Here is an 8,278-nt window from a genome sequence, read left to right on the forward strand (position 1 = left end):
GGCCGACGGCGCATCGTGGCGCGAACCGAAAGTTAGATTGGTCCCATGAAGCTCGAACTGCGTGGCATCACGAAGCGCTTCGGCGCGCTCGTGGCCAACGACCACATCGATCTCACCGTCGAACCCGGTGAGATCCACTGCCTCCTCGGCGAGAACGGCGCGGGCAAGTCGACGCTCATGAACGTGCTCTACGGCCTGTACCAGGCCGAGGAGGGGGAGATCCTGCTGGACGACGCGGTCCAGCACTTCTCCGGTCCGGGTGACGCCATGAAGGCGGGCATCGGGATGGTCCACCAGCACTTCATGCTCGTCCCCGTGTTCACCGTCGCCGAGAACGTCATGCTGGGCCACGAGGAGACGAAGGCCGGCGGGCGCCTGGACCTCGCCGCCGCGCGCGCCCGGGTGCGCGAGATCTCGGACCGCTTCGGCTTCGACGTGGATCCCGACGCCCTGGTCGAGGACCTCCCCGTCGGCGTGCAGCAGCGGGTCGAGATCATCAAGGCGCTCTCGCGCGACGCCCGGGTGCTCGTGTTCGACGAGCCGACCGCGGTGCTGACCCCGCAGGAGACCGACGAGCTGATCGCGATCATGCGCCAGCTGCGTGCGGCCGGGACCGCCATCGTCTTCATCACGCACAAGCTCCGCGAGGTGCGCGAGGTCGGAGACCGCATCACGGTCATCCGCCTCGGCAGAGTCGTGGGGGAGGCGTCTCCGACGGCGAGCAACGCCGAGCTCGCCTCGCTGATGGTGGGCCGCGCCGTCGAGCTGACGGTGCAGAAGGAGCAGGCGGTGCCGGGCGACGAGGCCCTCGTCGTCTCGAACCTCACCGTGCGCGACGCCAACGGCCAGGCCGTCGTCGACGACGTCTCCTTCGAGGTCCGCCGCGGCGAGATCCTCGCGATCGCGGGCGTGCAGGGCAACGGCCAGACCGAGCTCACCGAGGCGATCATGGGCCTGCAGGAGCGGGTCGAGGGCTCGGTGACCCTGGACGGGCGCCGCCTCGACGGGCTGTCCGTGCGCCGCGTCCTCGAGTCGGGGGTCGGCTTCGTCCCCGAGGACCGCACCGAGGACGGTCTGGTCGCCGAGTTCACGATCGCCGAGAACCTCATGCTCGACCGCAGCGACCGCGGTCCGTTCGTGAAGGGACTGGGCCTGCGGCTCAAGGAGCTCGAGCGCTTCGCCGAGGAGCGGGTGCGCGAGTTCGACGTGCGCGCCCAGGGGATCGGCACCCACGTCGGCCGCCTCTCCGGAGGCAACCAGCAGAAGGTGGTGCTCGCGCGCGAGCTCAGCCGGGAGCTGCGGCTGTTCATCGCGGCGCAGCCCACCCGCGGCATCGACGTCGGCTCCATCGAGTTCGTCCACAAGCGCATCGTCGAGACGCGCGACACCGGGGTCCCCGTGATCGTGGTGTCGACCGAGCTCGACGAGGTCGCGGCGCTCGCCGACCGCATCGCGGTCATGTACAAGGGCGGGATCATCGGCATCGTCCCCGCCGACACGCCCCGCGAGGTCCTGGGGCTCATGATGGCCGGGCAGACGCCCGCCGAGAAGGGAGCGGCGGCGTGAGCGACGCGCAACTGCCCGCGGTCGATCCCGACGCGGAGACCGAGAAGGCGTCCGGGCTCGAGCCCGGCCAGAAGCCGGATCAGGAGGTGCGCCCCGGCCCGCTCGAGAGCGGCGCCTCCCGCGTCCTGCGCGAGATCCTCTCCGGCACCGCGCTGATGTCGGTGCTCGCCGTGCTGCTCTCCCTCATCGCGGGCGGCGTGCTGATCGCCGCGACCGACAAGGACGTCCAGGCGGCGTCGGGCTACTTCTTCGCCCGGCCGCTCGACACCCTGCAGGCGATCTGGCAGTCCGTCTCCGGTGCCTACTCCTCGCTCTTCCAGGGCTCGGTCTACAACTTCCGCCGCGAGGGCTTCGCCAACGGCATCAAGCCACTGACGGACACCCTGGCCTTCGCGACCCCGCTGATCGCCGGCGGCCTCGGAGTGGCGCTGGCCTTCCGCGTCGGCCTGTTCAACATCGGCGGCCGCGGCCAGATGCTGATCGCCGCCGCCTGCGCGGGCTGGGTCGGCTTCTCCTTCGACCTCCCGTGGGGCGTGCACCTGATCGTCGCGCTCGCCGCCGGCATCCTGGGCGGCGCGCTCTGGGGCGGACTCGTGGGACTGCTCAAGGCCCGCACCGGCGCGCACGAGGTGATCCTCACGATCATGCTCAACTACGTCGCGTTCTACCTGATCTCCTACCTCCTGCGGACGCCCGGCGCGCTGCAGGCGCCCGGCTCGAACAACCCGAAGTCGCCCGGGATGAAGGAGACCGCCGTCTTCCCGGCGCTCCTCGGCCCCGGCTACTCGCTCACGCTCGGCTTCGTCTTCGCGGTCCTCGCGACCGTCTTCGTCTGGTGGCTCCTGAACCGCTCGACGATCGGCTTCAAGTTCCGCGCGGTGGGGGAGAACCCGCACGCGGCGCGGGTCGCGGGCATCGACGTGAAGAACAGCTACGTGTACGCGATGCTGCTCTCCGGCGGCCTGCTCGGCCTCGCCGGCAGCGCCCAGGTGATGGGGACGGTCACGACCGGCTTCACCTCGGGGATCGACGCGGGCATCGGCTTCGACGCGATCACGGTCGCGCTGCTGGGCCGCTCCCGACCCTGGGGCGTGTTCTTCGCCGGCATCCTCTTCGGCGCCTTCAAGGCGGGCGGCTACTCGATGCAGGCCGCCGAGGGCGTGCCGATCGACGTGGTCCTCGTCGTCCAGTCGCTGATCGTCCTCTTCATCGCCGCACCGCCGCTGGTGCGCGCGATCTTCCGCCTCCCGACGCCCGGGGCAGCCCCGAAGCGCCGCACCCGCCGCACCTCGGAGGTGTCCGCATGAGCACCGCCGTCGCCACCGCCCCCGACCGCGTCGTGATCCGCAGCTGGAAGGCGCCGATCGCGTTCGGCGTCTTCGCGCTGCTCGCCGTCGTCCTCTTCGTGGCCCTCGGCCGCGACGGGACGAGCTCGTTCCGCCTCGCCGCGGGGACCGACTTCTTCGCGCTGCCGGACATCCCGTTCCCGACGCGGGGGACGGGCGTGGTCGTCGCGATCCTCCTGGTCGCCCTGGCCGTCGCGTCGGCCGCGCTCACCCGCGCCGGCCGCCGGATCCCGCTCTGGCTCTCGGCGGTCTTCGCCCTGGTCTTCCTGATCGGGTTCCTCGTCTGGGCGTCGGCCGGTGCCGCGCTGCCCGTCTCGGGGCTGCTGCTCGGGACCGTCGGGCTCGCCACTCCGCTGATCTTCGGCTCGCTCGGCGGCGTCATCTCCGAGCGGGTCGGAGTCGTCAACGTCGCGATCGAGGGGCAGCTGCTCGCCGGCGCCTTCACCGCGGCGATGGTCGGCTCCCTCACCCGCCAGCCGGTGCTCGGCCTGCTCGCGGCGATGGTCGCGAGCGTTCTGGTGTCGTTCGTGCTGGCCGCCTTCGCGATCAAGTACCTGGTCGACCAGGTGATCGTCGGAGTCGTGCTGAACGTGCTGGTGACCGGCCTGACGAGCTTCCTCTACTCCCAGGTCCTCTCCGCCGACGCGTCGACGTTCAACTCGCCGGTGAAGTTCGACCGCCTCCCGATCCCGGTGCTCAGCCAGGTGCCGATCGTGGGCGCCGTCCTGTTCAACCAGACGGTGATCGTCTACCTGATGTACTTCGCGATCTTCGCGGTGTGGTGGGGCCTGTTCAAGACCAAGTGGGGCCTCCGCCTGCGCGCAGTGGGCGAGCACCCGCAGGCCGCGGACACCGTGGGCATCGATGTCGCCCGCACGCGCTTCTGGAACGTCTCCCTCGCCGGGGCGATCGCCGGAGTCGGCGGCGCGTACTACACGCTCGACGCGGTCGGCGCGTTCGGCAAGGAGATGACCGCGGGTGCGGGCTTCATCGCCCTGGCCGCCGTCATCTTCGGCCGCTGGGACCCGATCAAGGCGACGCTCGCGTCGCTCCTGTTCGGCTTCGCGACCAACCTGCAGAACGTGCTCGGCGTCATCGGCTCGCCCGTGCCCAGCGAGTTCATGCTGATGCTGCCGTACGTCGTGACGATCTTCGCGGTGGCCGGTCTCGTCGGCCAGTCCCGCGGACCGGCCGCCGCCGGCAAGCCGTACCTGAAGTCCTGAGAGGAGCCGTCGTGACCGACATCGACTGGGAGGCGCTGCGCGAGGCCGCCCTGGAGGCCATGAGCCACGCCTACGTCCCGTACTCGAAGTTCCCCGTCGGGGTCGCCGCGCTCGTGGACGACGGCCGGACGATCTCGGGCTGCAACGTCGAGAACGCCTCCTACGGGCTCACGCTCTGCGCCGAGTGCGCGCTGGTGTCCTCTCTGCACATGACGGGCGGCGGCCGGCTCGTCGCCTTCACCTGCGTCGACGGGAAGGGCGGCGTCCTGATGCCCTGCGGGCGCTGCCGCCAGCTGCTCTTCGAGCACTCGGCCGAGGGCATGCTCCTCCAGACCGTGTCGGGCGTGAAGACGATCGACGAGGTCATCCCCGACGCCTTCGGCCCGCGCACGCTCGAGGCCTACGCCGCCTCCTAGCGCCGCCGTCACCGCTCCCACTCCCGAACCGAGGACCCCGCATGACCCGCACCACCCCCGTCGAGGACTTCGACGCCGTCGACATCATCCGCACCAAGCGCGACCGCGGCACGCTCTCGACCGCGCAGATCGACTGGCTGATCGACGCCTACACCCGCGGCTACGTCGCCGACGAGCAGATGGCGGCCTTCGCGATGGCGGTCCTGCTGAACGGGATGGAGCGCGACGAGATCCGCGACCTCACCCTGGCGATGATCGCCAGCGGCGAGCGCATGCGGTTCGACGGACTCGGCAAGCGCACGGTCGACAAGCACTCCACGGGCGGGGTCGGCGACAAGATCACGCTGCCGCTGATGCCGCTGGTCGCCTCCTTCGGCGTGGCGGTGCCCCAGCTCTCGGGACGCGGGCTCGGCCACACGGGCGGAACGCTCGACAAGCTGGAGTCGATCCCGGGCTGGCGGGCCGACCTCGGCAACGAGGAAATGCTGGAGCAGCTGCGGACGGTCGGCGGCGTGATCTGCGCCGCGGGCTCGGGTCTGGCCCCCGCCGACAAGAAGCTCTACGCGCTCCGGGACATCACCGGAACCGTCGAGGCGATCCCGCTGATCGCGTCCTCGATCATGTCGAAGAAGATCGCCGAGGGGACCGACGCCCTGGTGCTCGACGTGAAGTTCGGCTCCGGCGCGTTCATGGTCGACATCGAGCGCTCGCGGGAGCTGGCACGGGCGATGGTCGACCTCGGCTACGACGCGGGGGTGCGGACCACCGCGCTGCTGACCAACATGAACGTGCCGCTCGGTCTGGCCATCGGCAACGCGAACGAGGTGCGGGAGTCGGTCGAGGTGCTCGCCGGCGGCGGCCCCTCGGACGTCCGGGAGCTGACGCTGGCCCTGGCCCGCGAGATGCTGGCCCTCGCCGGGCAGCCGGACGCGGACGTCGAGCGCGCCCTCGACGGCGGCGCGGCGATGGACACCTGGCGCGCGGTCATCCGCGCTCAGGGAGGGGATCCGGATGCGGCGCTCCCCGAGGCCCGCGAGACCCACGTCGTGGTCGCCGAGCGCGACGGCGTCCTGGTGGAGCAGCAGGCGCTGCCGTTCGGCATCGCCGCCTGGCGCCTGGGCGCCGGACGCGCCCGCCAGTCCGACGCGGTGCAGCACGCGGCGGGGATCGACCTGCACGCGAAGCCGGGCGACCGCGTCCGCGCGGGCCGGCCCCTGCTCACGCTGTCGGCCGACGAGCCGGAGCGCTTCGCCCGGGCGCTCGAGGCGCTCGACGGTGCCTACCGGATCGGCGACGAGGGCGACGAGGTGCTCGACGGCGGCCCCCTCGTGGCGGAGCGCGTCTCCTAGCCCCGCGCCGCCCGGCACGGAGGAGGCGCCGCCCGGCGAGCCGCTTCCGCCGACCCTCTAGGGTGGTCGGCGAACCACCGCCGACCTGCGAGGAGCACCGTGACCGATCAGACCGAGGAGTACCTCCTCCCGGGCGAGGGCGTCCTCATCGACGAGCTCCCCAAGGTGTCGCTGCACGACCACCTCGACGGAGGCCTGCGGCCCGGGACGGTCCTCGAGATCGCCCGCGAGACGGGCGTACCGCTCCCGGCCGAGGAGCCGGACGCGCTCGCCGAGTGGTTCCGTGCCACGGCCGACTCCGGCTCCCTCACCGACTACATCGCCACCTTCGAGACGACGGTCGCCGTGATGCAGACCGCGCCGGCGCTCGAGCGCGTGGCCCGCGAGTTCGTGCTCGACCTCGCCGCCGACGGAGTCGTGCACGGCGAGGTGCGCTGGGCGCCGGAGCAGCACCAGCGCGCCGGGCTCTCGCTCGACGCGGCTGTCGAAGCGGTCCAGGAGGGGCTGCAGCAGGGCGTGCAGGAGGCGGCGGCGCAGGGACACAGAATCCGCGTCGGCCAGCTGATCACCGCGATGCGGCACGCCGACCGCTCGCTCGAGGTCGCCGAGCTGGCGCTGCGCCACCGCGAGCGCGGTGCGATCGGCTTCGACATCGCCGGAGCCGAGGCGGGCTTCCCCGCCTCGCGGCACCGTCACGCCTTCGAGCTGCTCGCGGCGGCTCACTTCCCGACCACGGTCCACGCGGGGGAGGCGGACGGCCTCGACAGCATCCGCTCGGCCCTGCTCGACGGCCGCGCGCTGCGCCTGGGCCACGGCGTCCGGATCGCGGAGGACATCCGCATCGAGCGCCAGGACGACGACGCGAGCTACGTGACCCTCGGCGAGCTCTCGGAGTGGGTGAAGGACCGCGAGATCGCCCTCGAGCTCAGCCCCTCCTCCAACCTGCAGACCGGAGCCGTCGCAGCGTGGGGTGCCGAGCTCGCCGACCACCCCTTCGACCTGCTCTACCAGTTGGGCTTCCGCGTCACGGTGAACACCGACAACCGCCTGATGAGCGCGACGACCCTCAGCCGCGAGCTCGCCCTCCTGTCCGACGCTTTCGGGTACGACCTCGACGACTTCGAGGCCTTCCAGCTGAACGCGGCTCACGCCGCCTTCCTGCCGCTCGACGAGCGCCGCGAGCTCGTCGAGACGATCAGCGCCGGCTTCGAGGCGGCCTGACGGTGCCGCTCGACGCGCTCCCCGAGGAGGCGGTGGCCCTCCGCCACTCCGCCGGATCATGGCGGGAGGCCGTCCTCGAGGCGGGCCGTGCCCTCGAGCGGACCGGCGCGGTGGACGCCGCCTACTCCCGGCGCATGGTCGAGCAGGTCGACGTGCTCGGGCCGTACATCGTCATCGCGCCCGGGCTCGCCCTCGCGCACGCCCGGCCCGGCAACGACGTCCTCGCGGACGGCCTCTCCGTCGTCACGCTGGCCGAGCCCGTCGCCTTCGGCCACAGCACCAACGACCCGGTGTCGGTCGTCATCGGGATCGCCGCCACCCAGGCGCACGGACACGTCGGCTTCGTCTCCGGGCTCGCCGACGTGCTCAGCCGTCCGGACGCGGTCGGCGCCCTCGCCGCCGCCCGCACCGTCCGCAGCATCAACGCCGTCCTCACCGACAGCACCCCGCACCACCCGCACCACGGAAGAAGCGCATGAAGATCGTCACCCTCTGCGGCGCCGGAATCGGCACCTCCGCCATCCTCAAGCTCGGCGCCGAGCGCGCCCTCGAGACCCTCGACCTCGAGGCCGAGGTGATCGCCTCCGACCTGGCCTCCGTCGACGCGCTCGCCGCCGACGCGCAGGTCATCCTCACCTCCGGCGAGCTCGTCGACCGCATCGGCCGCACCTTCGCCGAGGTCGTCGTCATCGACAACTACCTCGACCAGAACGAGATCACGGAGAAGATCGAGCGAGCGCTGGGCTGAGTCCGTTTCTGAGCCGCTCCCTGCGCGGCTCAGCGCGGTCGGCCTCCCGACGGGGCGCGTTCCGCAGAGCGTATTCCGTCGGGCTGCCTCGAATCGCTGCCACGCGATTCTCGGACGCGCCCTCCACCTTGCGGTGAGAGGGCGCTCCCTCCTCCTGCTGGTCGAGTAGCCGCAGAGCGGCGTATCAAGACTCCCATTTCCAGGGCGCGATGTGTCTACCGTGCGGTGGGAGGGCGTCCGTCGTCCGCCCCTGCTGGTCGAGTGGCCGCGGAGCGGCGTGCCGAGAGCCGGGTTCCCGCGCGGACGGCTGCGGCACGGGGCGGCAATACGGTCGTATTGGTCACATCCGAGAGCGTAGCCTGCTCGAGCAGTCGAACGAGAGGGACGCCATGCCGGATCGGCGCGAGAG

At 71.7% G+C, this 8,278-nt stretch carries 8 protein-coding genes; all 8 read left to right on the forward strand.

The genetic code is table 11. The features are described from left to right. The first annotated feature begins 45 nt into the window (after window positions 1–45). A complete protein-coding gene (locus tag C5C82_RS04090) occupies window positions 46–1,566 on the forward strand; it encodes an ABC transporter ATP-binding protein (protein WP_104223182.1) in 1,521 nt (506 codons plus the stop codon). Further along, on the forward strand, window positions 1,563–2,873 hold the full coding sequence (locus C5C82_RS04095) for an ABC transporter permease (protein ID WP_219812597.1): 1,311 nt from the start codon (window positions 1,563–1,565) through the stop codon (window positions 2,871–2,873). The genes C5C82_RS04090 and C5C82_RS04095 overlap by 4 nt, the downstream gene beginning before the upstream one ends. Next, a complete protein-coding gene (locus C5C82_RS04100; RefSeq protein ID WP_104232837.1) occupies window positions 2,870–4,135 on the forward strand; it encodes an ABC transporter permease in 1,266 nt (421 codons plus the stop codon). Before C5C82_RS04095 ends, C5C82_RS04100 begins: the two co-directional genes overlap by 4 nt. A gap of 11 nt (window positions 4,136–4,146) precedes the next feature. Then, entirely contained in the window at window positions 4,147–4,551 is a 405-nt protein-coding gene (locus C5C82_RS04105) for a cytidine deaminase (RefSeq protein WP_104223180.1), read from the forward strand. A gap of 41 nt (window positions 4,552–4,592) precedes the next feature. Continuing rightward, a complete protein-coding gene (locus tag C5C82_RS04110; RefSeq protein WP_104352398.1) occupies window positions 4,593–5,900 on the forward strand; it encodes a thymidine phosphorylase in 1,308 nt (435 codons plus the stop codon). Window positions 5,901–5,999: 99 nt separating this feature from the next. Continuing rightward, window positions 6,000–7,121, forward strand: coding sequence for an adenosine deaminase (locus tag C5C82_RS04115; RefSeq protein WP_104255399.1), 1,122 nt, complete (start codon window positions 6,000–6,002; stop codon window positions 7,119–7,121). A 2-nt stretch (window positions 7,122–7,123) separates the two neighbouring features. Beyond that, entirely contained in the window at window positions 7,124–7,600 is a 477-nt protein-coding gene (locus tag C5C82_RS04120; protein WP_104255398.1) for a PTS sugar transporter subunit IIA, read from the forward strand. After that, window positions 7,597–7,869, forward strand: coding sequence for a PTS sugar transporter subunit IIB (locus C5C82_RS04125; protein WP_104226416.1), 273 nt, complete (start codon window positions 7,597–7,599; stop codon window positions 7,867–7,869). Before C5C82_RS04120 ends, C5C82_RS04125 begins: the two co-directional genes overlap by 4 nt. Window positions 7,870–8,278: the final 409 nt, after the last annotated feature.

It is taken from the genome of Rathayibacter sp. AY1D5 (assembly GCF_002932515.1).
GTDB lineage: Bacteria > Actinomycetota > Actinomycetes > Actinomycetales > Microbacteriaceae > Rathayibacter.